At 68.3% G+C, this 24,050-nt stretch carries 19 protein-coding genes; 16 read left to right on the top strand and 3 right to left on the bottom strand.

Going from position 1 to position 24,050, the window contains the following annotated elements; genetic code table 11:
• Window positions 1-65: 65 nt before the first annotated feature.
• The gene (locus BLS85_RS05580) at window positions 66-836 is read right to left on the bottom strand and encodes a cobalamin B12-binding domain-containing protein (RefSeq protein ID WP_176793403.1); all 771 of its coding nucleotides are present in this window, start codon (window positions 834-836) and stop codon (window positions 66-68) included.
• Between the two features lie 899 nt (window positions 837-1,735).
• On the opposite strand from BLS85_RS05580, the gene bchF reads away from it, so the two are divergent.
• The 12 genes from bchF to bchJ all read left to right on the top strand — a co-directional run bounded on the left by bchF (window position 1,736) and on the right by bchJ (window position 17,165).
• Window positions 1,736-2,347 (top strand): 2-vinyl bacteriochlorophyllide hydratase, encoded by a 612-nt coding sequence (gene bchF, locus BLS85_RS05575; protein WP_245699093.1) that lies wholly within the window; start codon window positions 1,736-1,738, stop codon window positions 2,345-2,347.
• On the top strand, window positions 2,344-3,663 hold the full coding sequence (locus BLS85_RS05570; RefSeq protein WP_092783467.1) for a ferredoxin:protochlorophyllide reductase (ATP-dependent) subunit N: 1,320 nt from the start codon (window positions 2,344-2,346) through the stop codon (window positions 3,661-3,663). Before bchF ends, BLS85_RS05570 begins: the two co-directional genes overlap by 4 nt.
• Before the next feature lie 5 nt (window positions 3,664-3,668).
• Window positions 3,669-5,294: a ferredoxin:protochlorophyllide reductase (ATP-dependent) subunit B gene (gene bchB, locus BLS85_RS05565; protein ID WP_092783464.1), complete on the top strand. Its 1,626-nt coding sequence runs from the start codon at window positions 3,669-3,671 to the stop codon at window positions 5,292-5,294.
• On the top strand, window positions 5,269-9,048 hold the full coding sequence (locus BLS85_RS05560; protein ID WP_092783461.1) for a magnesium chelatase subunit H: 3,780 nt from the start codon (window positions 5,269-5,271) through the stop codon (window positions 9,046-9,048). The genes bchB and BLS85_RS05560 overlap by 26 nt, the downstream gene beginning before the upstream one ends.
• Before the next feature lie 115 nt (window positions 9,049-9,163).
• On the top strand, window positions 9,164-9,994 hold the full coding sequence (gene bchL / locus BLS85_RS05555; protein ID WP_092783458.1) for a ferredoxin:protochlorophyllide reductase (ATP-dependent) iron-sulfur ATP-binding protein: 831 nt from the start codon (window positions 9,164-9,166) through the stop codon (window positions 9,992-9,994).
• Window positions 9,994-10,695, top strand: coding sequence for a magnesium protoporphyrin IX methyltransferase (gene bchM / locus BLS85_RS05550; RefSeq protein ID WP_092783455.1), 702 nt, complete (start codon window positions 9,994-9,996; stop codon window positions 10,693-10,695). Before bchL ends, bchM begins: the two co-directional genes overlap by 1 nt.
• Window positions 10,692-12,122 carry a BCD family MFS transporter gene (locus BLS85_RS05545; protein ID WP_092783452.1) on the top strand — a complete coding sequence of 477 codons (1,431 nt, stop codon included), beginning with the start codon at window positions 10,692-10,694 and terminating at the stop codon, window positions 12,120-12,122. The genes bchM and BLS85_RS05545 overlap by 4 nt, the downstream gene beginning before the upstream one ends.
• Before the next feature lie 26 nt (window positions 12,123-12,148).
• Entirely contained in the window at window positions 12,149-12,964 is an 816-nt protein-coding gene (gene puhA / locus BLS85_RS05540; protein WP_092783449.1) for a photosynthetic reaction center subunit H, read from the top strand.
• An 18-nt stretch (window positions 12,965-12,982) separates the two neighbouring features.
• Complete coding sequence (gene puhB / locus BLS85_RS05535) at window positions 12,983-13,669, top strand: photosynthetic complex putative assembly protein PuhB (RefSeq protein WP_281242493.1); 687 nt, start codon at window positions 12,983-12,985, stop codon at window positions 13,667-13,669.
• A 169-nt stretch (window positions 13,670-13,838) separates the two neighbouring features.
• Window positions 13,839-14,507 carry a hypothetical protein gene (locus tag BLS85_RS05530; protein WP_092783443.1) on the top strand — a complete coding sequence of 223 codons (669 nt, stop codon included), beginning with the start codon at window positions 13,839-13,841 and terminating at the stop codon, window positions 14,505-14,507.
• Between the two features lie 143 nt (window positions 14,508-14,650).
• Window positions 14,651-16,546 (top strand): putative photosynthetic complex assembly protein PuhE, encoded by a 1,896-nt coding sequence (gene puhE, locus BLS85_RS05525; protein WP_092783440.1) that lies wholly within the window; start codon window positions 14,651-14,653, stop codon window positions 16,544-16,546.
• Between the two features lie 10 nt (window positions 16,547-16,556).
• Window positions 16,557-17,165 carry a bacteriochlorophyll 4-vinyl reductase gene (gene bchJ / locus BLS85_RS05520; RefSeq protein ID WP_092783437.1) on the top strand — a complete coding sequence of 203 codons (609 nt, stop codon included), beginning with the start codon at window positions 16,557-16,559 and terminating at the stop codon, window positions 17,163-17,165.
• A gap of 13 nt (window positions 17,166-17,178) precedes the next feature.
• On the opposite strand, the gene BLS85_RS05515 is transcribed toward bchJ, so the two are convergent.
• Window positions 17,179-18,024: a carotenoid 1,2-hydratase gene (locus tag BLS85_RS05515; RefSeq protein WP_245699092.1), complete on the bottom strand. Its 846-nt coding sequence runs from the start codon at window positions 18,022-18,024 to the stop codon at window positions 17,179-17,181.
• 35 nt (window positions 18,025-18,059) lie between these two features.
• Complete coding sequence (gene crtD, locus BLS85_RS05510) at window positions 18,060-19,625, bottom strand: 1-hydroxycarotenoid 3,4-desaturase CrtD (protein ID WP_092783434.1); 1,566 nt, start codon at window positions 19,623-19,625, stop codon at window positions 18,060-18,062.
• 227 nt (window positions 19,626-19,852) lie between these two features.
• Here crtD and BLS85_RS05505 point away from each other — a divergent pair, with 227 nt between their 5' ends.
• The 4 genes from BLS85_RS05505 (at window position 19,853) to BLS85_RS05490 (ending at window position 24,041) form a co-directional block, all read left to right on the top strand.
• Window positions 19,853-20,722, top strand: coding sequence for a polyprenyl synthetase family protein (locus tag BLS85_RS05505; RefSeq protein WP_092783432.1), 870 nt, complete (start codon window positions 19,853-19,855; stop codon window positions 20,720-20,722).
• Window positions 20,723-20,802: 80 nt separating this feature from the next.
• The gene (locus BLS85_RS05500) at window positions 20,803-21,966 is read left to right on the top strand and encodes a methyltransferase (protein WP_092783429.1); all 1,164 of its coding nucleotides are present in this window, start codon (window positions 20,803-20,805) and stop codon (window positions 21,964-21,966) included.
• A gap of 129 nt (window positions 21,967-22,095) precedes the next feature.
• Window positions 22,096-23,037 carry a chlorophyll synthesis pathway protein BchC gene (bchC, locus tag BLS85_RS05495; RefSeq protein WP_092783426.1) on the top strand — a complete coding sequence of 314 codons (942 nt, stop codon included), beginning with the start codon at window positions 22,096-22,098 and terminating at the stop codon, window positions 23,035-23,037.
• Complete coding sequence (locus BLS85_RS05490; protein ID WP_092783423.1) at window positions 23,034-24,041, top strand: chlorophyllide a reductase iron protein subunit X; 1,008 nt, start codon at window positions 23,034-23,036, stop codon at window positions 24,039-24,041. Before bchC ends, BLS85_RS05490 begins: the two co-directional genes overlap by 4 nt.
• Window positions 24,042-24,050 lie beyond the last annotated feature (9 nt).

Genomic DNA, 24,050 nt, shown 5'->3' with positions numbered 1-24,050 from the left:
TGGGTGCGCTGAACTGGTGCACAACGCTCCTCGCCCTTGCGGGACCTCGAAAAGGTCCCGCTTGTTCAGTTATGCTCCAGGCTGGCGTCGAGCAGGCGCTCGGCCCGCAGGACGGCCGCCGGAGCGGTTGCGGCCAGGGCATCAGCGCCGTGTCCGCCCTCATCCAGGGTGTCACCCCTGAAACGGGGGCCAGCGACCAGCACCCTCAGGTTCGGATTGATGGAGGTGCGGCGCAGGGCGTCGATGGTGTTCCTCAGCCCCGCGAGGCAGCCCCTGGCGCCGACCCACAGGCCGACCACGGGATAGGAGGTGTCGCCGACGAAGCCGATCAGCTCGTCGGCGGAGTCGACCACCAAAGCGTCGGTGACATCCCAGCCGGCCCGGTGGAACACGGCCGAGAGCATGGAGACCCCGAAGGTGTGCCCCTCGCCGGGCGCGGCCACCAGCAGAATTCGTCTGTCCAGGCCATACAGCCGGTCGTCCGCGCCGCACATGCGGTCCAGGTCGTGCAAGACCCATTGCAGCCGTCCCAGCCCCAGCGTCAGGTCGGCGAAGTCGCAGGCATCGCCTGCGCAATAGGCCTCCAGAACACAGGCCGCCGGCTGCAGAAGGTCGGCGCAGATGTCTTCGAACGAGGCGCCCCGGGCGAGCCAGGACTCCGCCACGGCCAGGGCGAGGCCCATGTCGTCGTTCAGAATGAACTGGGCGAAGGCCTCAATGTCGTTGGCGGTGGGCGAGTCGTCGGCGTGCTGGCAACCATGGGCTCGGATGCCGGCGTCCCACGCGCCGATGGCCGCCGGTATGCGGCGATCCCCCCTGAGAGGACCGTGCGGCATTCCGCGATGGGGCCCCCGTTGGACCTCACGATGGGCCAGGACCAGGCGCGGGATGATGTCTCCCTCAATCACGCTCGCCAAGGCTCTGTCCTCCCGTGCCCCGGACGCCGGCTTGCCCCGCCACGGCGCTGTGTGCGTCTCCTGCGGAGTTGTATACGGTCGCGGACACCACCCGGACGAGGATCGTCCGACCGTTTGAGCCGGAAAGGGATCGGTCGGCGTGCCGATGCTGGCCCCGCCGACACCCTCTTCCCCTTCCGGGTCCGCGCATCCCCTTTTCCCCCACGGACCGGCGCCGGGAGACCGTTGTCGCGGCCAATCCCGATCCGGCCCTATCGTCGTGTGTGCGATCTCCAGGCCGTTGACGTCGAGGCGCCTTGACTCCGCCATGACGCTGCCCCCTCCCTGTCTGCCGATGATCCGGATCCATGATCATCCGACGGGCTTGCTCCGGTGGCTTTGGCGGTGTCTCCCGGCCCGACCGCCCCACCCTATCGGTCGGGGGATCGGTGGCAACACCAGAACAGAGCCAAACAAACCCGTTCCACACGGACCCGTATCCGCGCAGTTCACCAACAAACAGACCCGGATGCAACGGAAGAGCACCCGAGGAGAGACTGTCACCTCATCCCACGAGGGGGTTTTTGTCAATAGCAATTGACGTCTTGTTTGGTTGACACGTCCCGTCCCTCCCCATAGAGTCAGCGAGGACGGATGGAAGGCTAAGGACGGGGACGGTCGCGCCCAGCGAGAGGGCAATGAGGCGCGGTCTCGTGGGCTCTTTTCCGCATGGACCCACCCCCCCGACATCATGTTAGGACGTCGAGCCATCGCTGGTGGCGCTCGGGTGAGCGACCGCTCGCGTGACGGAGCGGCTTTCACGGAGGGTTGGCTGAGCCATGCTGAAGCTGAATATCGACCGCATGATCGCGACCGTTGACCGGTGTCCCTGGTCGGCTCACGCTGGTCTGACGGTGCCCAACACGGCCAGCCTACCGACTCCGCCGGCCGAGGCGCCGCCGCCAGCCCTGTATACGCCGGAGGAACGCCGCCGCCGCGACGAGTCTCCTTGGACCATCGTTCAGGGCGTGCTGGCGCCGCTACAGTTCGCTGTGTTCCTGGTGAGCCTGTATCTGGTCGTGGATTATCTGCTGACCGGCGAGGGATATGCCATCGCCACGGCTTCCGTGGTCATCAAAACCATCGTGCTGTACGTGATCATGATCACCGGCGCGATCTGGGAAAAAGAAGTGTTCGGGCGCTATCTGTTCGCCCCGGCCTTCTATTGGGAAGACGTCTTCAGCATGCTGGTGCTGGCCCTGCACACGGCGTATCTCGTCGCCCTGTTCCTTGATGTCCTGAGCAGCACCGGGCTGATGGTGCTGGCCCTGGCGGCCTACACCACCTATGTGATCAATGCGGGCCAGTTCGTGCTGAAGTTGCGGGCGGCGCGCCTTCAGGCTGCCGCCGACGGCCGGACCAACACGGATGCGGCGGGTCCGATGGCATGACCGTCTCCTCCGCCGCCCTTGCCGCGCCGTCCCGCCCGGCGCCGGATACCGGCGCATCGGATGCGTCGGACGGCGCCTGCGCCGTGACGGTGGAGCGAGGGCCGCGCGAGGTGTTCTGCGGCCTGACCGGCATCATCTGGCTGCACCGCAAAATCCAGGACGCCTTTTTCCTCGTCGTCGGCTCGCGCACCTGCGCCCACCTGATGCAGTCGGCGGCTGGGGTGATGATCTTCGCCGAGCCGCGCTTCGCCACCGCGATCCTGGAAGAGCGCGACCTTGCCGGGCTGGCCGACGCCAACGATGAGCTCGACCGGGAGGTGACCCGCCTGCTGGAGCGGCGGCCGGACATTAAGCTGCTGTTTCTGGTCGGCTCCTGCCCGTCCGAGGTCATCAAGCTCGATTTGTCGCGCGCCGCCGAGCGCCTGTCCGCCCGACATGCCGGCCGCACCCGCGTCCTGAGCTATTCCGGCAGCGGCCTCGATACGACCTTCACGGAGGGCGAGGACGCCGCTCTGGCCGCACTGGTGCCGGAGATGCCGGCGGCGGCGGCCGAGGCCGCGCCCAATCTGCTCGTGGTGGGGACCCTGGCCGACGTGGTCGAGGATCAATTCGCCCGCTTGTTTGCGGCCATGGGGCTCGACTCCGTCCACTTCCTGCCCGCCCGTCATGCCGACGCGCTGCCGCCGGTCGGCCCCAGCACCCGCGTTCTGCTGGCCCAACCGTTCCTGGCCGAAACCGCCCGCCTGCTGGAAAAACGCGGCGCGCGGCGCATTCCAGCGCCGTTCCCCCTGGGCGAGGAGGGCACGACGCTTTGGCTGTCGGCCGCCGCCGAGGCCTTCGGCGTGGACGCCGCCACCGTCGAGCGGGTGACCGCCCCGGGCCGCGAGCGCGCCCGCGCCGCCCTCGCCCGTCACAAAGGCGCGCTGGCCGGCCGGCGCATCTTCTTCTTCCCCGACTCGCAACTGGAGCCTGCCCTGGCCCGGGTGCTGTCGCGCGAACTGGACATGGTCCCCGTTGAGGTTGCGACCCCGTACCTGCATCGTGGTCTGATGGGGCCGGAGTTGGATCTGCTGCCCGATGGCGTGTCCGTGGTCGAGGGGCAACACGTTTACGAGCAGATGGACCGCTGCCGCGCCGCCCGGCCGGACCTGACGGTGTGCGGCCTGGGCTTGGCCAATCCGCTGGAGGCGGAAGGCCTGACGACGAAGTGGTCGATCGAACTGGTGTTTTCGCCCATTCAAGGGTATGAGCAAGCCGGGGACTTGGCGGAACTGTTCGCCCGTCCCCTGCTGCGTGCCGGGTTGCTGAAGGTCTGAACCCCATGCGCCTGACGGTGTGGACATACGAGGGACCGCCGCATGTCGGGGCGATGCGCGTCGCCACCGGGATGCAGGGGGTGCACTATGTCTTGCACGCGCCGCAGGGGGATACCTACGCCGACCTTCTGTTCACCATGATCGAGCGCCGGCCATCGCGTCCGGCCGTCAGCTACACCACCTTCCAGGCCCGCGACCTGGGGCGGGACACCGCCGATCTGGTGCGCGAGACCGCGCGCGACGCGTGTGAGCGGTTCAAACCGGACGCGCTGCTGGTCGGCTCGTCCTGTACCGCCGAACTGCTTCAGGACGACCCCGGCGGTTTGACGAAGACTCTGGGGCTTTCCGTTCCGGTGGTGCCGCTGGACCTTCCGTCCTATCAGCGCAAGGAAACCTGGGGGGCGGCGGAGACCTTCTATCGCCTGGCCCGCGCCCTTGCGGGGCCGAAGGCGCCGCCGCCGGGCACGGATCGTCCGCCGCGCGCCGAGGGCGCCGCGCCGTCCTGCAACCTGCTGGGGCCGACCGCGCTGGGCTTCCGCCATCGCGACGACGTGCGCGAGATCACCGGCCTGCTGGAGAGCATGGGGATTCGCGTTCACGTCACCGCGCCCCTGGGGGCCACGGCGGCCGATGTGACGCGCCTGGGTGAGGCCGACTTCAACGTCGTGCTGTATCCCGAGATCGGCGAGACCGCGGCGCGCTGGCTGGAAAAGGCGTTCGGACAGCCGCGCACCACCACGGTTCCCATCGGGGTCGGGGCGACCCGCGATTTCGTGCGCGAGGTGGCGGGGCTGGCCGGGCTCGATCCGGAGCCGACGCTGGCCGCTCTGGCGCCCCGCCTGCCCTGGTTCTCGCGCTCCGTGGACAGCACCTATCTGACCGGCAAGCGCGCGTTCGTGTTCGGCGACGCCACCCACGCCATCGCTGCCGCCCGGGTGGCGGCCGAGGAGATGGGCTTCGAGGTGGTCGGCCTGGGCACCTACATGCGCGAGTTCGCTCGCGACGTGCGCGCCGTCGCCAAGGGATACGGCGTCGAGGCGCTGATCACCGACGACTATCTGGAGGTGGAGGAGGCGATCGCCGAGGCCCGGCCCGATCTGGTCCTGGGCACGCAGATGGAACGCCACATCGCCAAGCGGCTGGGCCTGCCTTGCGCCGTCATCTCCGCGCCCGTCCACGTTCAGGATTTTCCCGCCCGCCATGCCCCGCAGATGGGGGTGGAGGGGGCCAACGTCCTGTTCGATACCTGGGTCCATCCCTTGATGATGGGCCTGGAAGAGCACCTTCTGGGCATGTTCCGGGAGGATTTCGAGTTCCACGCCGATGCCGGCCCGTCGCATCTCGCCGGCGCCTCTGGTTCGTCGTCCGTCCGCTCCGTCGCCGAGCCCTCGGCTCCCCCGTCCTCTCCGTCCGAACCATCGGGCCAGGGCGCGGCGGCGGCTTTTCCCTCCCCTGTCGCCGAAAGCGGGTCCGTTGTCTGGGCCGCCGAGGCCGAGCGGGAGTTGCACAAGATCCCCTTCTTCGTTCGCGGCAAGGCGCGCCGCAACACCGAGCGATATGCCGCCGAGCGCGGCGTTCACACGATCACGGTTGAGACTCTGTACGATGCCAAAGCCTACTTCAGTCGGTGAGCAGACGCCCATTCGCGTGGTGATCGTGACCCTGGACGGGCACTTGTCCGGGGCCACGGAGCGCGCGGCGCGGACCCTGCGCAAGGATTTGCCGGGCCTGCACCTGAGCCTGCATGCCGCTTCGGAATGGGGCGAGGACACAGACGCCTTGGGGCGCTGCCTGCATGACATCGAGCACGGCGACATCATCATCGTCACCATGCTGTTCATGGAGGATCACATCCAGGCGGTGCTGCCGGCCCTGAAGGCGCGCCGCGAAACGTGCGACGCCATGGTGGGCGCCATGTGCGCCGGCGAGGTGGTCAAGCTGACCAAGCTGGGGCCGTTCCGCATGGACGCCAAGCAGGGGGGCGTGGGCGCCCTGCTGAAGAAGCTGCGCGGCAGCTTCAAGAAGAAGGACGACAAGGGGTTCGACTCGGGCGCCGGCCAGATGGCCATGCTGCGCCGCATCCCCCAGATCCTGCGGTTCATTCCGGGCAAGGCCCAGGACATGCGGGCCTACTTCCTCACCCTGCAATACTGGCTGGCGGGGTCCGAGGAGAACATGGCCAACCTCGTCCGCTTCATGGTGGACCGCTACGCCGACGGCCCGCGCCGCGTGCTGCGCGGTCAGATCAAGCCGGAGGCCCCGGCCGAGTATCCCGAGACCGGGCTGTATCATCCCCGCTTGCCGGGGCGCATGGGCACCGACGTCTCGCGCCTGCCCAAGCCGGACGGCGCGATCAAGGGCACCGTCGGCGTGCTGGTGATGCGCTCCTACATCCTCGCCGGCAACACCGCGCACTACGACGCCGTGATCGGCGCGCTGGAGGCGCGCGGCCTGCGGGTCATCCCGGCCTTCTCCAGCGGCCTCGACTCGCGTCCGGCCATCGAGACGTTTTTCGTGGAGCGCGAGCGCCCGGTGATCGACGCCATGCTGTCGCTAACGGGCTTCTCGCTGGTCGGCGGCCCGGCCTACAACGATGCCCGCGCCGCCGAGGACCTGCTGTCGCGGCTCGATCTGCCGTACATGACCGCCATGGCGGTGGAGTTCCAGTCGCTGGATCAGTGGCGCGGGTCCGACCGGGGCCTGCTGCCGGTCGAGTCGACCATGATGATCGCCATCCCCGAGCTGGACGGCGCCACCGCGCCCCTGTTGTTCGGCGGCCGCACCGACGAGGCCGAGGGTGAGTCGGCCCGTGACATGTTCCCCGAGCCCGAGCGCGTGGCGGCGCTGGCGGCGCGCGTGGACCGCTTGATCCGGCTGCGGCGGACGCCGAAGGCCGAGCGTCGCGTGGCCATCGTGCTGTTCAACTTCCCGCCAAATTCCGGTGCCGTGGGCACGGCGGCCTATCTTTCGGTGTTCGAGTCCCTGTTCAACACCCTGAAGGCCATGGCTGCGGCCGGCTACCGGGTCGAGGTGCCGGACAGCGTTGATGACCTGCGCGAGCGGGTGCTGGTCGGCAACGCCGCCCAGCACGGCGCCCAGGCCAACGTGCTGACCCGCATTTCCGTGGACGATCACGTCAAGGGCCAGCGCTGGCTCAACGAGATCGAGGCCCAGTGGGGGCCGGCGCCGGGTCGCCAGCAGAGCGACGGCCAGTCGATCCAGGTCCTGGGCGTGCAGTTGGGCAACGTGGTCGTGGCGGTGCAGCCGGCGTTCGGTTACGAGGGTGACCCGATGCGCCTTCTGTTTGAGAAAGGCTTCACGCCGACCCACGCCTTCGCCGCCTTCTACCGCTGGATCTCCAGCCTGTTCGGCGCCCACGCCGTGGTTCATTTCGGCATGCACGGCGCCCTGGAATTCATGCCCGGAAAGCAGACCGGCCTGTCCGGTCAGTGCTGGCCGGAGCGGCTGATCGGCGATCTGCCCAACATCTATCTCTATGCCGCCAACAACCCGTCCGAGGGCGCCATCGCCAAGCGCCGGTCGGCGGCCACCCTGGTCAGCTACATGACGCCGCCGGTGTCGCAGTCCGGGCTGTACAAGGGGCTGTCTGACCTGAAGGGCTCGATCGAGCGCTGGCGCACGTTGCCGCCCGATGACGCCGCCGAGCGGGCGCGCCTGATCCCGCTGATCCAGACCGAGGCCGCCGAACTGGACCTGGCCGAGGCCGAGCCGGCGTGGCAGGACACCCTGGACGCCGCCGGGATCGACGCCCGCATGGACACGCTGCGCGTCGCGCTGCAGGAACTTGAGGATACGCTGATCCCGCACGGGCTGCATGTCGTGGGGCGGGCGCCGACGCTGGAGGAGCGCGTCGATCTGCTGCTGGCGCTGGCCGAGGCGACGCGCGAGATCGAGCTTGAACGCGCGGTGATCGAGCGTCTGGTCGAGACCGGCGATCCCAAGGAGGCCCTGAGCCGGGCGCGCTACGCCGCCGGGCTGGTGGACGACGAGGCGGCCGCCAAGGTGGGGCTGGACGTGGCGTTGTTCGAGGAGCTGCTGCGCATCGACGGTTTGCTGACCACCGATAGCGAGATTCCGGCGCTGCTGCACGCGCTCGACGGCGGCTTCATCCGCCCGGCGCCGGGTGGCGACCTGCTGCGCACGCCGGCGGTGCTGCCCACGGGGCGCAACCTGCACGGCTTTGATCCGTTCCGCCTGCCGTCCGCGTTCGCCGTGAAGGACGGGGCGCTCCAGGCCAAGCTGGTGCTGGACCGTCACATCGCCGAGGGCAACACCATGCCCGAGACCATCGCCATCGTGCTGTGGGGGACCGACAACCTGAAGACCGAGGGTGGCCCCATCGGGCAGGCCCTGGCGCTGATGGGCGCCCGTCCGCGCGTGGACGGCTATGGCCGGCTGTCTGGGGCCGAGTTGATCCCGCTGGAGGATCTGGGCCGGCCGCGCGTCGACGTGGTCATGACGCTGTCCGGCATCTTCCGCGACCTGCTGCCGTTGCAGACGCGCCTGCTGGCCGAGGCGGCCTTCCTGGCGGCGTCGGCCGAGGACGAGCCGGTGGAGATGAACTTCATCCGTAAGCACGCGGTTGAGTACATGGCGGCCCACGGCTGCGACCTGGAGACGGCGGCGCTGCGCGTGTTCTCCAACGCCGACGGGGCCTATGGCTCCAACGTCAACATGCTGGTGGACTCCGGTGGCTGGACCGAGGAGGACGAACTCGCCGAGACCTACACCCGGCGCAAGTGCTTCGCCTATGGCCGCGCCGGCAACCCGACGCAGCGGGCCGAGCAGTTGGGCGAGATTCTGTCGGGGGTCGATCTGGCCTATCAGAACCTGGAGTCCATGGAGTTGGGCGTCACCACCGTGGACCACTACTTCGACACCCTGGGCGGCATCAGCCGCGCGGTGTCGCGGGCCCGGGGCGATGGCTCGTCGGTGCCGGTCTACATCGGGGACCAGACCATGGGCGAGGGCAAGGTGCGTACCCTGGCCGAGCAGGTGGCGCTGGAAACCCGCACCCGCATGCTGAACCCGAAGTGGTACGAAAGCATGCTGGAGCATGGATACGAGGGCGTGCGCCAGATTGAGGCGGCGATTACCAACACGCTGGGCTGGTCGGCCACCACCGGGCAGGTGGCGCCGTGGGTGTACGATCAATTGACAGAAACGTTCATGCTGGACGAGGAGATGCGCAAGCGGCTCGCCGAGCTGAACCCGATGGCGTCGGCGCGGGTGGCCAACCGCCTGCTGGAGGCGCACGAGCGGAACTACTGGTCGCCGGACGAGTCGGTGCTGGAGACCCTGCGCAACGCGGGTGAGGAATTGGAGGACCGCCTGGAAGGCGTGTCCGAGGGCGTCGCGGCCTGAGTGGCGTCTGGTGTTGGATGGTGTTTGATGGGAGCAGTTGTCGGTGCTGGATACAGTAAACCCCAATTCCGGAAGCCCGGGGCGCCTGGACGGTGAAGGCAGCACCCAGGTTCATATGGACCCGTCCTTGCAGATCGACGGGGCGAAGGTCTTTGCCGTCTATGGCAAGGGCGGCATCGGCAAGAGCACGACCTCGTCCAATCTTTCCGTTGCGTTTTCCAAGCTGGGCAAGCGTGTGTTGCAGATCGGCTGCGACCCCAAGCACGACTCGACCTTCACTCTGACCAAGTCGCTGATCCCGACGGTGATCGACGTGCTAGAGGAGGTCAATTTCCACACGGAAGAGCTGCGGCCAGAGGACTTCGTGTTCGAGGGCACCAACGGCGTGATGTGTGTCGAGGCGGGCGGGCCGCCTGCTGGCACCGGCTGCGGCGGGTACGTGGTGGGCCAGACGGTCAAGCTGCTCAAGGAACACCATCTGCTCGACGACACCGATGTGGTGATCTTCGATGTGCTCGGCGATGTGGTGTGCGGTGGTTTTGCCGCGCCTCTCCAACACGCCGAGCGGGCGGTGATCGTCACCGCCAACGACTTCGACTCGATCTTCGCCATGAACCGGATCATCGCCGCCATCCGGGCGAAGACCCGGAACTATGCGGTTCGGGTGGGGGGGTGCATTGCCAACCGCAGCCATGAGACCGACCAGATCGACAAGTTCAACGCGCGCACCGGCATGGAAATGCTGGCCCACGTGCCGGACCTGGACGACCTGCGGCGCAGCCGGCTGCAGAAGCGCACGCTGTTCGAAATGGAGGCCACGCCAGAGGTGGAGCGGGTTCAGCAGGAGTATCTTCAGTTGGCGGCGCGCCTGTACGCGGGCGTCGAGCCGCTGGACGCGCGGGATCTGAAGGACCGCGAGCTTTTTGACTTGTTGGGGTACGACTGATGCCTGAGGCGACCTACGAGGAACGCCGCGGCGAGGTCGAGACCTACTTCGACCGCACCGCCGCCGAGGCCTGGAAACGCCTGACGTCGGACGCGCCGGTCGGGCGCATCCGTGCGACCGTGCGGGCCGGCCGCGACCAGATGAGGGCGACTCTGCTGGGCTGGCTGCCGGCCGACCTGAGCGGCCTGACGGTTCTGGATGCCGGCTGCGGCCCCGGCGCGGCCACCATCGAACTGGCCCGGCGTGGGGCTCATGTGATCGCCGCCGACCTGTCGCCGACCCTGGTGGATCTGGCGCGGGAGCGTCTGCCGGCCGACCTGGGACCGGGTCGGGTTGACTTCCATGTCGGGGACATGCTTGACCCGACGATAGGCATAGTCGATCATGTCGTGGCCATGGACTCATTCATCCATTATCGCCGCGCCGACATCATTGGCGCGCTTAAGACGTTGGCCGCGCGCACGCGCGGGTCCATGGTGTTCACCTACGCCCCGCGCACGGCGGCCCTGGCCACCATGCATGTGGTCGGTCGGCTGTTCCCGCGCGGCGATCGCGCCCCGGCCATCGAGCCGGTGTCCGGTCGCGTGCTGCATCGGATGGTCGCGGTGGAACCGGCCCTGGCGCACTGGCGTACCGGGCGCACGGAACGGGTGACAAGCGGGTTTTATATCTCGCAGGCTCTGGAGTTGACGACGTCATGAGCAAGCGAGTCTCCCCCGCCGTTCGGCTTCTGATGAGCACCGGCACCCGGTTCCTTCCGTTCGCCGACGCCGCGACTCCCGAACTGCCGCTCGGCCGTCTGCTGCGGCTGTCGCTGTTCCAGGTGACCGTCGGGATGGCCACCGTGCTGCTGATGGGCACGTTGAACCGGGTGATGATCGTCGAGTTGACGATGCCGGCGTCGATCGTGGCCGCCATGGTGGCCCTGCCGGTGCTGTTCGCGCCGTTCCGGGCCCTGATCGGCCACAAGTCGGACACCCACCGCTCCTATCTGGGTTGGCGCCGGCTGCCGTATATCTGGCTGGGCTCGCTGTTGCAGTTCGGTGGACTGTCGGTGATGCCGCTGGCCCTGATGGTGCTGGGCCGCAGTATTGAGGACGGCGCCCTGTTCCTGTGCGCCGTGACCTTCCTGTTGACCGGGGCCGGCCTGCACACGACGCAGACGGCCGGATTGGCGCTGGCCAACGATCTGGCGCCACCCGAGGCGCGCCCGCGTGTGGTGGCGTTGTTGTACGTCATGCTGCTTCTTGGCATGGTGGTCAGTGCGCTGGCCTATAGCTTCGCGCTCCAGGATTTCAGCAACGTGCTGCTGATCCGGGTGTTGCAGGCGTCGGCGGTGCTGACCGTCGTCATCAACGTGATTGCGGTCTGGAAACAGGAGGTCCGCAACAAGGTTCTGACCGACCCGACCCGTGAACGGCCGACATTCCGTGAGTCCTGGAAGGCCTTCGCGACGGGTGGGCAGTATACCCGGCTGCTGATCGTGGTCGGGTTGGGCACCCTGGGCTTCACCATGCAGGACATCCTGCTGGAGCCCTACGGCGCCCAGATCCTGGGGCTCTCGGTGTCGGCGACCACGCTGCTGAGTGCCCTTTGGGCGGGGGGAACCCTGGCCGGGTTCGCCCTGGCCGCGCGGTGGCTGTCGCGCGGCATGGGTCCCTACAGGCTGGCGGCCATCGGCTCCGTTGTCGGTGTGTTCGCCTTCGCCTGCGTTATCTTCGCCGCGCCGTTGGAGTCGGCCACCGTGTTTCGGGTGGGCGCCGGCTTCATCGGCCTGGGGGGAGGTCTGTTCGTCCTCGGTACCCTGACCGCCGCCATGGATTCGGCTGACTCTGAGCATGGCGGTCTGGCTCTGGGCGCGTGGGGGGCCGTACAGGCCACGGCAACCGGTGTCGCTGTCGCCCTGGGCGGGGCGATCCGGGATGGAGTGTCCGCGCTTGCTGGACAAGGGGTGTTCGGCGAGGTCCTGCAATCGCAGGGCATCAGCGTTGGATATGGTTTCGTGTATGTCATCGAGATCGGGCTGCTGATCGTCACTCTGGTGGTTATCGGTCCGCTCGTTCGCTCGAAACGGGATATCGGATCCCAACCGGGCCGGCGGCTCGGATTGTCTGATATCCCTGGATAGGGCTTCTTGCTCGTGGAGGATCCGCTATGGAATTGCCGATTGGTGCTTTGACTGCCTATATGGACATCGCACAGGTCGCCCTGTGGACGTTCTGGCTGTTTTTCTTCGGCCTGGTGTTCTACCTGCGCCGTGAGGACCGTCGTGAGGGCTATCCGCTCGAGGCCGACACCACCGGTCGCCTTGAGAAACACGGCTTGATCTGGGTTCCCAAGCCGAAGACGTTCAACCTGTATCACGGTGGTTCGGTCAGCAAGCCGGACTTCAAGCGCGACACGCGCCCCGTGAAGGCCCGCCGCGCCTATCCGTGGCCCGGCTCGCCGATCATCCCGACCGGCAGCAATCCCCAGGCTGATTGCGTTGGCCCCGCGTCCTATGCGCAGCGCGAGGACAAGCCGGAACTGGACATGGAGAACAAGCCGAAGATCGTGCCGATGCGCACGCAGAAGGAGTTCTTCATGGAGAAGAACAGCCCGGATCCGCGTGGCCTGAAGGTCATGGGCAGTGACGGCAAGTTCGCCGGCACGATCTCGGACATCTGGGTTGACGTTCCGGAAATCATGGTCCGCTACCTTGAGGTCGAGCTGTCCGGCGGTGCCAAGCCGGCGCCGAAGGCCGCGGGTGCCGAAGGCGCGGCCCCTGCCGCTCCGAAGGCGAAGACCGTGCTGCTGCCGATCAACTTTGCCGACGTGTGGCGCCGTGAGGGTTACGTCAAGGTCGCCGCCATCCGGAGCGATCAGTTCGCTCAGGTGCCGGCCACCGCGAAGCCCAACCAGGTGACCAAGCTGGAAGAAGACAAGATCTGCGCATTCTATGGCGGCGGGTTCTTCTTCGCCCAGTCGTAAGCACCGGGGGTCCGTATCGTGCATGATGATTTCGCCGTCGAGCCGATCCCAGGTCTGCCCGAAAGGCCGCCGGACGGTGAAAGGATCCTCTGGCAGGGCTCGCCTTCTTGGCGAGCCCTCGCCAGACACATGTTTCATCTGCCCTTGATCGCTCTGTATTTCATCGGTCTGTCGATCTGGAGCGGTTACAACGCCGTCGAGGATGGGTATGGCACCGGCGCCGTTGCGCTGTCGGCTGTCAGCATGCTCGGCGTCGGCGCGGGGTTGATGATCACGCTGACCTTGTTGGGGCTGTGGATTGATCGCACGACGGTCTACACGATCACCAGCGAGCGTGTTGTGGTCCGTTACGGCATGGCCATGCAGATGACCGTGAACTTTCCGTTCAGGGTGATTCGAGAGGCCACGCTGAAGGTGTTCAAGAGTGGCAGCGGGAACGTGAACATCAATCTGATGCCGGGTCACGGTGTGGCTTGGCTCATCCTGTGGCCACATGTGCGTCCATGGCGCTGGTTGCGCACCCAGCCGATGCTGCGGGGCGTGCCGGAGGCCCGGACGGCTGCCGAGGTTCTTGCCAAGGCTTTGGCCGCGCATGCCACCCGGGATCTGCAGGCCGCCGACGCGGCGGAGACCGAAGGTGGTGGGTTGCGGGTCGCCGTCAGGGGAGAGCCGAGCGAGGCGCCCGCCGCCTCCGCCGGCGAGTAAGCGTTGATCCACGGGGGCCCTGTTTCCGGGCGGGCTGCCGTGTGATTTCGTGTCGATATCCGGTCCCGGACCCTCGCGCGGCCGGCCGCCAGTGGTGGCCGCCGGCCCGCCGGGGCCCCACGCCGTCCGCCGCCGTCACGGCGGTGATCCTGCTTAAGGAGACTGAGGTATGAGCGGTGGTGTCGATCGCGACCCCCGAACCCATAGGGACGACAATCCCACCGAGGATGACGAGGACCTGTCGCCCGAGGAACTCGCCCGGTTGCGGGCCGAGATCCTGCGCGAACGCAACAAGGCCCTCTCGCCGCCGGCCCCCCTTCTGGTGGCCGCCTTCGGGACCGCGTTTCTGAGCGTCATTCTGGCCGCCGTGTACGTGTTCTGGCTGAAAGACGAAAATCCCTACGCCAACATGGCGTATATGCGCACCCAGGACTTCCTGATGCTGCCGCTCAAGCGTGGCCCGGAGCAGGAAGACCTGCACCTTGAACTGCGTCTGATGCCCGAAAACCGGTCCATGGGCATCCTCACCGGACGCGTTGGCCGCTTCCTGCAAAGCATGATGGTCGGCCTGGACCGGCAACGCGTGGTCGCCGGCCTGACGGACGCCGATCCGCTCTACAATCTGACGCAGTGGGACCCGCGCCACATCACCCTGCAGGACAAGATCACCGGCGAGCGGGTGGCCCTGGAATCCTATGGCAGCCAGAACATGTTGGGGCTGAAGGAACTCATGGACCTCGCCGAGGCCGTGGCGGGAGGCGAGGACCCGGCGGCCGCCGCGGAGCGCATCGGCGCGTTGGACCCGCCCCTCTCCTGGACGCCCCCACGCAGGCCCTGACGTGACCGAAAGACGCCGGACAGGACGGCCGGGCCGGCGGGGCGACAGGGTCTGTTCGTCCCGCTCCCCCGTTCCGTTCGGCAGGACAGGCCCGGGTCGGCGCCGGGCGAGCGGGCAGGCGGGCCGTAACGGAGGCAGGTTCGGTGGCAACCTATATCCTGCCGGTTCTTCATGCCATCTTCATTTGGTGGCTGCTGACCGGCCTCATTCTTTACATTGACGGGCTGCCCGCGCGCACCTTCAAGTGGAGCATGCTGGCGTGCACTGCCGCGTTCGTGTTCTGTCTGTACGGGCTGTGGACGAGCGCGGGGGACGACACCGTCTCGGGCGTCTATGCCGCCTTCACTTACGGGCTGCTGGTGTGGTCGTATCAGGATCTGACCTTCTATCTCGGGTTCGTCACCGGGCCACGAAAGAAGGCCTGCGAGCCGGGCTGCCGGGGCTGGCGGCACTTCGGCCACGCGCTTGGCGCCAGCCTGTACCATGAACTTTCGATCATCGTGACCTTGGGGGTGGTGGTGGCCCTGACCTGGGGTCAGCCCAATCAGGTCGCCCTGTGGACCTATCTGGTCCTGTGGTGGATGCATGAAAGCGCGCGCCTGAACGTGTTCCTGGGGGTGCGCAACGTCAGCGAGGAGTTCCTGCCCGACCACATGGAATTCCTGAAAAGCTTCCTGAACAATTCCAAGACCATCAACCTGTTGTTCCCGGTCTCGGTGACCGTCTCCACCGTGGCCATGGTGTTGATGGTGCTGGCCATCCTGGATCCGGCCACGACGGAGGTGGAGGCGGTCGGCCTGACCTTCGTCGCCGCCATCATGGGACTGGCGATCCTGGAGCACTGGTTCCTGGTGCTGCCGCTTCCGGTCACCGCGATGTGGAACTGGTCGTTGCGCTCGCGTACGCCGCATCCGGCGGTCACCGAGGTGGAGATCGTCGCCGGCTTCCTGGGCGCGGGAAAGACCACCGTGCTGCGCCAGCGTCTGGAGCATGCGCGCAACCGCGCCGGCAGTGTCGCGCTGGTGACGGACTGCGCGGTGCTGTCGCCGGACGGCACGGTCCAGAATACGCCGGACGGCAAGCGCGCGGACCTGCCCGGCGGGGCCGTCTGCCTGGGGCTGCGCGACGATCTGGCGCATCAAGTCAAGGAGGTGATCGCCAGCCGCCAGCCCGACCACATTTTCATCGAGCCCAGCGGGCTGGCCGACCTGGGCCTTCTGGTCCGCGTGCTGAACCGCGCCGACATCCGGCCCTCGATCAAGGCCGTGCATCTGACCGTGGTGATCGACGCCAGCGCCTTCATGGGCGATTACGCCCGCCTGCCGGAGTTCCTGAAGGCGCAGGTTCAGGCGCGCGGTCAGGCCGAGGACACGCCGGCCGGCACGCCGGTGCCGCTGTTCATCGTCAACAAGGCCGACATGGTGGACGCGGTGGAACTGGCGACCGTCACCAAGACGCTGCGGACCCTCAACCCATCGGCGCGGATCGTCACGGCCGTGCACGGCGTGCCCGAGGGCGCGTCCGGGGCCGCCGCGAACGACGACACCGGGGCCGCCGCCGACGATCTCGAATCCGGGATCGGGGCCCCGGCCCTGCCGCGCTCCGGGGCGCTGGTGCATCACCATCATCACTACCACCACCACCATTACCATGGGGGCGGACCGGACGAGGCGGTGTCCGCCAAGATGACGGGCGGGGCCGACGCGTCGGCCGAGACGGTGGTGCTCGACCTGCATCCGTGGACCGACGCCGATCAGGCCGCCGGCGCGGATCGCGAGCGGCTGACGGCGGTGCTCGAGGCTGTTGCTGGGGGCCGGTTCGGCGCGGTGGATCGCCTGTCCGGCACGCTGCGAGCCGGCGGGGACTGGGTCGAACTCGCGGTCAGTGATGGTCAGGCCAGTGTCACACCCTGCGCTGCGCCGCGCCCGGACGCGCGGGCCCGGGTGGTGGCCGTGGGCCATGCGCTCGACGGCGTGCGGCTGCGTCAGGCCTTTGATGGCGCCGGCGCGGTTGCGGTCGCCGTCGGCGAACCGGCCTAGGGGGCGCGAGATGGTGGACCACGCCGCGCCGGACCAGCCCCCGCGCATCGGCCCCAACAGTATCACCCGCATGGCCGAGGCGCTGACCGCGCACCGGGGCGACGACGAGACGGCCGCGCTGTTCGCGGCGGCCGGGCTGGCCCACCATTGGACCGCGCCGCCCGAGTCGATGGTCCCCGCCGACGACGTGACGGCCTTGCACCGCGTCCTGCGGGCGCGGCTGGACTCCGACATGCTGGCTCTGATCTGCCACGATGCCGGGGTGGCCACGGCGGATTACCTGTTGGCCCACCGCATCCCCAAACCCGCCCAGGCGATCCTGAAGCTGATGCCGCCAGTGCTGGCGGCGCGAATGCTCATCCAGGCCATGGGCAAGCACGCCTGGACCTTCGCTGGCGGCGGCCGGTTCCATGGCGAGCCCGGTAAGCCGACGCGGCTGGTCATCGCCGACGGGCCGATCCAGGCGGCGGTGCCGGACGCGACGGAGCCGCTGTGTGCCTACTATGCCGCCGTGTTCGAGCGTTTGTTCCGGGTGCTGGTGGCGCGCAAGACGACGGTGCGCGAGACCGCTTGTCAGGCCGTGGGCGCCCCGGCCTGCGTGTTCGAGGCGGTGTGGTAGGGGGGGCGGCCCCCTACCCGGCGCTCGGCTCGCCGAACGGCAGGCGCGGCATGCGGAACGGCAGCATCAATTTGACGATGGTCATGTTGAACCGGTCCATGTCGAGGTTCTCGTGCATGGCGCGCACCGGCTCGCCCAAAATGTGGGTGTCCAGGATCGAGCGGGCGTAGAACGGCGTATCCTCCACCGTCCGCGCGACCGACGGCGCATGCCCGGCGTCGGCGCGGGTCGCGCGGCCGATGCGCCAGACGCCGGTCGAGGGCAGGGCGGCCTCCGGCGGCGCCTCGAACGACTCGGCCTCGCCGCCGGGCGGGAAGCGCAGGGCGATTCGGGCGCCGTCTCCGCCGCCGCGCGGGGTGGTGTCGTACAGGATGGCCGCGCCGCCGTCGGCGAGGGGCGCGCGCGTCCACCACCAGCCCTTGAACCCGGCCTCCAGCGACTCGGTCCCCCAGTTGGAATCCCAATAGCCCTCACCGGTCCAGGACAGGCTGGGTTGGGTCATCTCCACGGAGATTTCGGAATGCGGCGCGATCGGCCACCAGCGGTGGCGGTCGTTGGGATCGAGCGAAAACGCCTTGGAGGTGACCTTGCGCGGTCTCAGCACCACCCGGCCCTCGACCGGGAAGGGCAGGGGGGCGCAGCGCTCCTTGATATGGAAGGTCAGCGCCGCGCCGTCCCACTCCACCCGGCTGGGGCCGATGGTCAGCCGGCGCGGCGCGCGGGCCACCTGCCCCTTGCCGCGTTCGGTCATGGCCCAGCGGCCGCCGGGGCCGTACAGACAGACGTTCAGCACACAGTGATTGAGTGGATCGCCGCGCCCCGACCATGCGTAATAAGGCGAGAACACGCTGCCCAGCATGGCGATCAGGGTCAGGGCGTGGCGTCCGTCGGAACTCAGGCCGTCGACATACCACCAGCCATAACCACCCGGGGGGATCGGCTGGTCGAGCGAAGGTCCGTCAGGATGCTCGAAGCGGCCTGCCGGCCCGACAGCGTTGCCATCGGTATCCCCGGCCCCGGGTGTACGCTGCCCCCCGCCACGTACAGGCCCGGCACCTTGGTCCGCGCTCCCGGACGGGTGAACGACGCTTGCCAGCCGTGAGAGGCCCGCCCGTACAGGCTGCCACCCGACGCCGGGAACAGGTGCTCGAACTCCCGGGGACTGGTGATCGTCACGCTGTCCGGATCCGGATGGACCGTCAGGCCACAGCGTTCCAGCAGGGCATGGCTTCGGTGCAGGCATGCGTCGATCTCCGCGCGGTCGAGGGACGGCGACGCGGTGTCGCCGGTGGGCGGCGCATTGATCAGCAGCAACAGGCGTTCAGCCCCGGACGGGGCGGCATCCTGGTCGGTGCCGTCCATGCGGTCCTGGGCACAGATATAAGTCGTGGGCTCGGCGGGCAAGCGATTCCGTTCGAAGATATCGCGGAACTCGCCCTTGTAGTCGGCGCCGTAGAAGACGTTGTGCCGTGACAGCGGGAAGCCCTCGGCGCGTGCATTCATGGTGACCGCCAGCAGCGACAGCGACCGGGCGCGCTGCGGCACCGGCGGCACGGCGCCGGTCACCTCCGGACCGAGCAGGCCGGAGGCCAGCGCATTGACCTCGCCGTTGAAGACCACGGCGTCGGCCTCGATGCGGCTGTCGTCGTCCAGGCGGACGCCGGTGGCGCGGCCGCCGGACACCTCGATGGTCTTGACCCCGCGCCCGTAATGGAAGGTGACCCCCCGGGACTCGGCCAGAGCCGCCAACCCGCGCGCCAGGGCGTGCATGCCGCCGTCCACGCTCCAGACGCCGGACTGCTCCACATGCAGCATCAGCATCAGGACCGCCGTGGCATGGTACGGCGAGGAGCCGCAATAGACCGAATAGCGCCCGAACAACTGGTGCAGGCGCGGATCCCGGAAATACTTACCCAGCACCGACCACATCGTGTCGAACGGCTTCGTGCGCAGAATGGAAGGGCCGGCGCGCCGGATCAGGCCGGGCATGCTGGGGCGCGAGGCCTGCATGAAGGTGTGGTCGAGGGCGCGGAAGGTGCGTTCGGAGTCCGCCAGCAGGTTGCGGTACCCCTTGGCCTCGGCGGCGCCGGCGAAGTCGCCGATGGCCTCCTCGGTGCGCTTGGGGTCGGCGAACATGTCCAGGCTCTGACCGCGGTCGCCATAGTCCCAGGCGTTGCGGCCCAGAACCTCCAGCGGGGTCATGGAGACATGGTCCTCCAGGCGCGAGCCCACGGCGCGCAGCAGGTCCTCGAACACCCAGCGCATGGTCAGGATGGTGGGACCGCCGTCCACCTGGGCGTCGCCGGCGGCGACCTGCCGCATCTTGCCGCCGGGACCGGGCAGGCGCTCGACCACCTCGACCTCGAATCCGCGGGCGGACAGCTCCAGGGCGGACGCCAGCCCCCCCATGCCGGCGCCGATCACCACAACCTTCTGGTCCGTGGGTCCGTTACGAGGCATCCTCAGACTCCTTCCGTTGGTGTGCCGGGCTTGGGGTTTGCCCCTAGGCGGCACATGGCCGTTGACTCGACAGACCCGGATGTCCACTCTGGATGACACTTCGGTGTGACCATCAGAGTTGACACTTGGTGCCGACGGACGTCTCGGGGAGCGTGCGCCGCACCCGGCGCCGCACCCGCCGCGCGGGTCCTTTGGTCACCCTTACGGAAACCGTGGGGAGATGGATCATGGAGTCTGGTCAACGGATCGAGGCCGCGCTGGAGCGCGCATTCGCCGCCATTGAGACGCCGGCGGGTCCGCCGCGTCTGGCGGCGGCCATGCGTCATGCCGCGTTCGGCGGCGGCCAGCGCATCCGTCCGCGCCTGTGTCTGGCGGTGGCCATGGCCTGCGGCGACGATCGGCCCGAAGTGACCGACGCCGCGCTGGCGGCCATCGAGGTTCTGCACTGCGCCTCTCTGGTTCATGATGATCTTCCCTGCTTCGATGACGCCGATACCCGCCGGGGCAAACCCACCGTGCATCGCGCCTTCAACGAGCCGTTGGCGGTGCTGACCGGCGATGCGCTGATCGTGCTGGCCTTCCAGACCCTGTCCCGGGGTGCCGCCGGGGCGCCGGATCGCATGGCCCGTCTGGTGGACATCGTGGCCGCGGCCATCGGGGCGCCGACCGGCCTGTGCGCTGGGCAGGCCTGGGAAAGCGAGCCCGACGTTGATCTGACCGAGTACCAGCGCGCCAAGACCGGCGTGCTGTTCGCCGCCGCCACCGAGGCCGGCGCCACCGCCGCCGGGGTCGGCTCGCCGACGTGGCGGACGTTGGGCGCCCGTCTGGGCGAGGCCTATCAGGTCGCCGACGACCTGCGCGATGTGGCGGCCGACCCCGAGAAGCTCGGCAAGCCGGTGGGGCAGGACGAGGCTTTGGGGCGTCCCAACGCGGTCAAGGAACTGGGCGTGCCCGGCGCCATCGCGCGCCTGAAGGCGTTGGTGACCGAGGCCGTCGACTCCATTCCCGAGTGCCCGGGGCGCGAGCCCTTGCGGACGCTGATTCTGGAAGAGACCGGCCGGTTCATCCCGGCCTCGCTGGCGCGGGAGGCCGCCTGACCATGACCGCCGCCGCGTCCGCTTCTTCCTCTCCGTCTTCCCCTTCCTCCACATCATCAAAGACCGACGTGACTCGCCCGATGACACAGGATGACCGTGCCCCCCATGGGCTGACCGACCGCTTTCTGGCGTTCCGCGACCGCAAGGTGTCCGATCCAAAGTTCCAGCGCTGGGCGGCCGAGACGCCGCTGGTTCGCCAACGGGCGAAGGCGCGGGCGCGCGATCTGTTCGATATCGTCTCGGGGTTCGTCTACTCTCAGGTGCTGCTGGCGACGGTGCGGCTGAAGCTGTGCGAGATCCTGGCCGACGGGCCGATCTCGGTGCCGGCGCTGGCCAACCGGCTGGCCATGACCGAGGACGCCACCCGCCGCCTGCTCGACGCCACCACGGTGTTGGAGTTGACGGCGCGGCGGTCGAATGATCGCTTCGGCCTGGGCGAGCTGGGCGCCGCGTTGCTGGGCACGCCTGGGCTGGCCGCCCTGATCGAGCATCACGCCATGTTCTACAAGGATCTGGAGGATCCGGTGGCGCTGCTGCGCGGTCATGCCGGCGAGACCAACCTGTCGCGGTACTGGTCCTACGCCCGTTCCGAGGATGCGGCGGCCGAGTCCGGCGACGCGGTGGCCGAGTACTCCGAACTGATGTCGACCTCGCAGGAGATGATCGCCGACGACATCCTGGCCGCGTTCCCGCCGACCGGGGTCAAGCACTGGATGGACTTGGGGGGCGGAGAGGGCGTCTTCGGCGCCGCCGTGGCGCGCAAGGGGCCGCATGCGAAGGTTACGGTCTTCGATCTGCCGGCGGTGGCCGAGCGGGCGCGCGAGCGCCTGAAGGCCGCCGGGCTGGGCGACCGCGTGCAGGCCGTCGGCGGCGACTTCCGCTCCGGCGATCTGCCCAAGGGGGTCGATGTCGTCTCGCTGGTGCGGGTGATCCACGACCACGACGACGACGTGGCCCTGGAGGTGCTACGCGCTGCTCGACAGGCCCTGGTGCCCGGGGGGCGCCTGGTGATCGCCGAGCAGATGGCGGGGACTCGGGGCGCCGAGCCGCTGGGCGGGGCCTACTTCGGCTTCTATCTGCTGGCCATGGGCAGCGGTCGTCCGCGCACGCCGGAGGCGCTGCGGTGGATGGTCGAGCGGGTCGGGTTCCGCGATGTGGTCCTGCCGCGCACCCGACAGCCGCTGTTGACGCGGCTGTTGGTGGCCCGGGCGCCGGATGCCCCTGGCCAGACGGCGAGATCGTAACGGATCCGCTATGACTTTTGGGAGGGGGGATTGTAAGTCGGGATTGACATCCCCCCCAGTCAAGCTAGACTGACAACACTCACTCAAGGCTTTGAACGGCACATCTTGGGGCAGTCGCCGCGAGGGTCCATGCACACCGACGCGATCGTCATTGAACAACCGGAGCGCCTGTCGCTGACACGGCTCGACCTCGACCCGCCCGCCGACGCGGACGTGGTTGTCGAGATTGAGTGGAGCGGCATCAGCACCGGGACGGAGCGCCTGCTGTGGACCGGGCGCATGCCGCCGTTCCCCGGGATGGGGTATCCGTTGGTGCCGGGATATGAATCGGTCGGGTGCATTGTCTCGGCCGGGCCGGAGTCCGGTCGGACGGTGGGGGAGAGGGTCTTCGTGCCGGGCGCCAAGTGTTATGGCGAGGTGCGGGGCCTGTTCGGTGGCGCGGCGTCCCGCATTGTGGTGCCGGGCGCGCGCGTGCTGCCGGTGCCGGCCGATCTGGACGAGCGGGCCGTTCTGCTGGCCCTGGCCGCGACCGCGCGGCACGCCCTGGCCGGCAACGACTCGATGCTGCCGGACCTGGTGGTCGGGCATGGTGTTCTGGGCCGTCTGGTGGCCCGGCTGATTGTCGCCATGGGCGGCGCGGCTCCGGTGGTCTGGGAAACCAATCCCGCCCGTGCCGATGGCGCCATGGGGTATGCGGTGGTCGATCCGGCCTCCGATGAGCGGCGTGACTATCGTTGCATCTGCGACGTCAGTGGCGACGCCGCGATCCTCGACAGCCTGATGGCGCGGCTGGCCAAGGGCGGCGAGATCGTGCTGGCCGGGTTCTATGAGGGGTCGCTGAGTTTCGATTTCGTCTCCGCATTCCTGCGCGAGGCTCGTCTGCGGGTTGCCGCCGAATGGCGCCCCGAGGACCTGGGCGCGGTGATCGCCCTGATCGAGGAGGGCCGCCTGTCGTTGGACGGCCTCATCACCCACCGGGCGGGTGTGGACCGAGCCGAAGAGGCCTACCGCACCGCGTTCGGTGACCCGACGTGCTTGAAAATGATTCTGGATTGGAGAGCCCGCGCATGACACCCGGACCCGGCGCCAGCACCACCGCACAGGCGAAGCCGGAGACGGCGCGCGGTCTTGGACCGCGAGTCGAGTCCGCCCTGGATGACGCCGCCGCCAAGCGGCCGCAGGTGATCGCCGTCTACGGCAAGGGCGGCATCGGCAAGAGCTTCACGCTCGCCAACCTGTCCTACATGATGGCCAGCCAGGGTCGGCGGGTGCTGCTGATCGGCTGCGATCCCAAGAGCGACACCACCTCGCTGCTGTTCGGCGGTCGCAACTGCCCGACCATCATCGAAACCTCGTCGCGCAAGAAGCAGGCCGGGGAAGACGTGACCATCGGCGACGTTTGCTTCAAACGCGACGGAGTCTACGCCATGGAGTTGGGCGGCCCGGAGGTGGGGCGCGGCTGCGGCGGACGCGGCATTATCCATGGTTTTGAAATCCTGGAATCGCTCGGATTCCATGAGTGGGATTTCGATTTTGTTCTCCTAGATTTTCTGGGGGATGTCGTCTGTGGCGGGTTCGGCTTGCCGATCGCCCGCGATATGTGTCAAAAGGTCATCGTCGTTGGCTCCAACGATCTGCAGTCCCTGTATGTCGCCAACAACGTCTGCTCGGCCGTGCAGTACTTCCGCAAGCTGGGGGGTACGGTCGGTGTGGCGGGCATGGTGATCAACAAGGACGACGGAACCGGGGAGGCGGCGGCGTTCGCCGAGGTGGCGGGCATTCCCGTTCTGTCGGCCATTCCGGCCGATGAGGACATCCGCCGCAAGAGCGCGAACTATCAGATCGTCGGTCATCCCGACAGCCCGTGGGGGGATCTGTTCTCCTCGCTGGCCGACAACGTCGCCGAGGCCCCGCCGGTCCAGCCCGCGCCCCTGTCGCAGGATGCGCTGCTGAACCTGTTCAAGAGCGAGGACGTGGGCCGCGACGTGGTGCTGGAGCCGGCGACGGCCGCCGACATGCGCGGCGGCAAGGTGATCGAGCGCAAGTCGCTCGAGGTTGTGTACGATACTGTGTGATTGACCGTG

Source organism: Rhodospira trueperi (assembly GCF_900101965.1).
Taxonomy (GTDB): Bacteria; Pseudomonadota; Alphaproteobacteria; order Rhodospirillales; family Rhodospirillaceae; genus Rhodospira; species Rhodospira trueperi.
The sequence above is the reverse complement of the archived record's forward strand: the minus strand, read 5'-3'. Positions and strand labels throughout refer to the sequence as shown.

Bases quoted from the DNA above. Each gene is read 5' to 3' on its own strand.
- BLS85_RS05580 (WP_176793403.1), bottom strand. From the start codon at position 836: ATGCCGCACGGTCCTCTCAGGGGGGATCGCCGCATACCGGCGGCCATC.
- bchF (WP_245699093.1), top strand. From the start codon at position 1,736: ATGCTGAAGCTGAATATCGACCGCATGATCGCGACCGTTGACCGGTGT.
- BLS85_RS05570 (WP_092783467.1), top strand. From the start codon at position 2,344: ATGACCGTCTCCTCCGCCGCCCTTGCCGCGCCGTCCCGCCCGGCGCCG.
- bchB (WP_092783464.1), top strand. From the start codon at position 3,669: ATGCGCCTGACGGTGTGGACATACGAGGGACCGCCGCATGTCGGGGCG.
- BLS85_RS05560 (WP_092783461.1), top strand. From the start codon at position 5,269: ATGCCAAAGCCTACTTCAGTCGGTGAGCAGACGCCCATTCGCGTGGTG.
- bchL (WP_092783458.1), top strand. From the start codon at position 9,164: ATGGACCCGTCCTTGCAGATCGACGGGGCGAAGGTCTTTGCCGTCTAT.
- bchM (WP_092783455.1), top strand. From the start codon at position 9,994: ATGCCTGAGGCGACCTACGAGGAACGCCGCGGCGAGGTCGAGACCTAC.
- BLS85_RS05545 (WP_092783452.1), top strand. From the start codon at position 10,692: ATGAGCAAGCGAGTCTCCCCCGCCGTTCGGCTTCTGATGAGCACCGGC.
- puhA (WP_092783449.1), top strand. From the start codon at position 12,149: ATGGAATTGCCGATTGGTGCTTTGACTGCCTATATGGACATCGCACAG.
- BLS85_RS05530 (WP_092783443.1), top strand. From the start codon at position 13,839: ATGAGCGGTGGTGTCGATCGCGACCCCCGAACCCATAGGGACGACAAT.
- bchJ (WP_092783437.1), top strand. From the start codon at position 16,557: ATGGTGGACCACGCCGCGCCGGACCAGCCCCCGCGCATCGGCCCCAAC.
- BLS85_RS05515 (WP_245699092.1), bottom strand. From the start codon at position 18,024: ATGCTGGGCAGCGTGTTCTCGCCTTATTACGCATGGTCGGGGCGCGGC.
- crtD (WP_092783434.1), bottom strand. From the start codon at position 19,625: ATGCCTCGTAACGGACCCACGGACCAGAAGGTTGTGGTGATCGGCGCC.
- BLS85_RS05505 (WP_092783432.1), top strand. From the start codon at position 19,853: ATGGAGTCTGGTCAACGGATCGAGGCCGCGCTGGAGCGCGCATTCGCC.
- BLS85_RS05500 (WP_092783429.1), top strand. From the start codon at position 20,803: ATGACACAGGATGACCGTGCCCCCCATGGGCTGACCGACCGCTTTCTG.
- bchC (WP_092783426.1), top strand. From the start codon at position 22,096: ATGCACACCGACGCGATCGTCATTGAACAACCGGAGCGCCTGTCGCTG.
- BLS85_RS05490 (WP_092783423.1), top strand. From the start codon at position 23,034: ATGACACCCGGACCCGGCGCCAGCACCACCGCACAGGCGAAGCCGGAG.